Raw genomic sequence first — 2,945 nt, forward strand, 5'->3', positions numbered from 1 at the left:
ACCAACCAACACAAATGTTTGGTCGGGGGCATAAAAGAACACTAACCAAAACAGTCCGCTGTTGAGTTCTCAAAGAACACACCCACACCATCACCCACAACCAATTCCAGGCCGTGAAGCTCCGGGGAGCATTTTCTTTCGCTTTCTTGTGTCGGTAACTCTAGCAGGCTCTGTTTTCGGGGTTTCAGGGGGGGTGCCCCTCGCTGATCTCTCCGAAGATCGAGCCTTGCTTCAGTTATCAACGCGCCTGGTTTCCTATCGGATCCCTGGCGACCGCTTTACGTTACCCGGTGCGCTTCGCGGTGTCAAACCCGCGCGTCCCGGCCGGTGTGCGCTCCGCGGAGGTCGTTTCCGTCCTCCTGGGCGCTCCCGCTGCCGTCCTCGCCGGGCTCTTGCGTCCCGGTCCGTTCGGCTTTCCGTGCGGCGAAGAGAAAGTTACGCACACTCTGCGTCAAAGTCAAATCGCCTGGTCAGCCCCTTGACTTCGCTCGGGCAGCGGATCATCGCTACTTGTGCTTCGGGCGCAGCCAGAGCTTCACGGTGCTCGCCGATCCGGCCGCGTTGATGGCTTCTAGCAGGTCAGACGCACCGACCGGGCGGGTTCGGCCGACCGGGACGAGCTCGTAACCCCAGGTTCCGAACTCGCGGAGCGCCGCCGCTGGGTCATCCCCCAATTGGCTGATCGCCGCCGGGGTGAAGGAGCACACGATCGATGGGCGATCCCTGCGGAGGAGTCGGACCAGGCCGCCGAGCACCCGGTGCACCCGGGCACCGACGTCGACGTGCACGACCGACAGCTTCAGGTCGCGCAGGGCTGCGTGGCCTTCCAGCTCCCGGTCCAGGCGGATGCCTCGCACGGAGGCTTCCTCGCCGTCTTCCGCCGGCGACACCGACAGGCCGCCGGCCAGCGAAGCTTCGGAGGTCATGTCGCACGGGGCGTCCCAGGCCGCGCCTTCCAGAAACACCATGCGGTGGCCCCACGCAGCTGGGACGTTGACCTCGACGTTGCGCTTGAGGAGTTCCGCGCTGCGCGGGCACGGTTCCACCGCGACCACTGCCCCGCTGTTCCCGAGGCGGCTGAGCACTCGCACGGTTTGGTAGCCGACGTAGGCACCGATGTCGAGGAAGATTCCGTCCGGCTCCAGCAACGAGTCGATCAGCGCGGAGGCGTCGGTGTCCCAGGTCGGGTGCGAGGACAGCCACGGGAGCATGAAGCTGTCGTCGGCGGGCAAGCGCAGCAGGCCTGCGTCGCAGAGCACTGGTGTTGTCGTGCCATCCCCGCCGCCGACGTTGCGCTCGTGCTCGCGGAGCAAGATGCGTTGGAGGACATCGGTGCGCTGCAGGGCGTTCGCAGCGTCGGTCGATGCGGCGCGCACGGAAGCTTCGACGCCTTGGCCGGAGGACTGGCGCTTCTCCAGCGCGTCCATGCGGTCGAGGATCCGCTCGACCGCGCCGGTCAGGCTGTCCAGGCGTTCGGCGAGGGCGTTCACCCGGGAATCGTCGACCGTGCCGGTTTCGAGCTCGCGCAGCCGGCGGTGCTGCTCGGCCAGGTCTGCGCGGGCTCTGACCACTCCGTCCTCGGTGCCCATGAGCTGGGCGCCGAGCTGGTCCTGGCGCTGGGCGAACTGGGCGAGCTCGGCGCGCATCGCTTCCACGTCGCCGTCGCCGTCCGCCTCGTACTGGCGGCGCAGGAGCTCCGATGCGGTCTGCTCGACGCCGTCGACCATCGAGCGCATGACGTCGCGGATGTGCTCGTCGTAGTGGCTCAGCGCCTTGAGCACCGCTTTGCGCAGGGCCGGGGCCATCGAGTTGCGGCTGCCGACGCCCGTGTCGGGGGCGCGGTGCAGCGCGTGGCGGGCCACCAGGAGGGGGCGCAGCGGGTCGTCGAACTGGCCGTGGCTGTCGGTCGACCACTTCGTGCGCCAGTTCCGGTAGGCGTGCTCGACCCGCTCGCGGAGGCGGGCGCCTGCTCGGGCCACGGTGTGCGTGGCCAGCAGGTTCTCCCTCGCCGCGACGCCGAAAGCCGCGGTTGCGTCGGCGTCGTCGGCGGCTTGGCGGAGCAGTTCTGCGGCCGCGTCGATGTCGGGTTCGCCAGCGCCCTGGCAGGGCACGAGGCGAGCCGCTTCTGCTCCGAAGATCTCGGCGACCGCGCCGTGGTCCCCGGCGATCACCGGGATGCCGTGCGCGGCGACTTCGAGGAGCCTCAGCACGTGGTCGTCGGTTGCTCCGGCGCGGTGCAACGACGCGAAGCAGTCCGAGGCGGACAGCAGGGCTCGGAGGTCGAACTCCTCCTCGACGAGCTGGATGCGCGGGTCGGCCGCGGTGGCCAGGCGCAGGCGTTCGGCCGCTTCGGGGAACCTGTCCGCGCCGACCACGCCGATCAGCAGGCGCACGTCGTCTCGTTCCGGGAACGCGGCGAGGAATGCGCTGACCACGCCCAGTGCGTTGTCCGCGCGCTCGGCGGCGTGGTCCGCGCAGGAGGCGACGACGAACTCGTCGGACAGCTCGAACCGTGCGCGCATGCCCTTGCGGGTCGGCAGGTCGACGAGGTCGCGTTCGGGTGCGGGCAGCGTGACCACCCGGGTCTTCGCACCGCTGCGACGGGCCGCGGTCCGGCTGTTCTCGGAGAGCACCCAGGTCTCCGAGACGTCGTCGGAGCCGGCCGTGCCGGTGTGCACGTCGATCACGTACCGGCCGACCGGCACCGGCAGGTCGGGGTCGCAGCGCAGGACGACCGGGTAGTAGGCGGTGTCCGCGGACGGCAGGCCGGATGCGCCGACCGCGTCCCGCAGCAGTTCCGCGAGGGGGCCTCGGCCCAGGACGGCTACCCCGAGCTGGTCCACGAGGGCTGCGCGGTTGCCGGTCCTGCGGTGCACCGCGTCGGCCGGGACGCGGCCGCTGGCCACCCCGACCCCGACGCACCACTCGTGGAAGGCCTCCGCGTC

1 protein-coding gene is annotated in these 2,945 nt (G+C 69.6%); it reads right to left on the minus strand.

All coding sequences use genetic code 11. The annotated features are described in order from the left end of the window. Positions 1-506 precede the first annotated feature (506 nt). A partial coding sequence (locus ABTZ89_RS37585) for an FkbM family methyltransferase (protein WP_351054019.1) occupies positions 507-2,945 on the minus strand: 2,439 nt, incomplete at its 5' end.

Source organism: Saccharopolyspora sp. NPDC002686, from assembly GCF_040295745.1.
Lineage (GTDB): Bacteria > Actinomycetota > Actinomycetes > Mycobacteriales > Pseudonocardiaceae > Saccharopolyspora > Saccharopolyspora oryzae.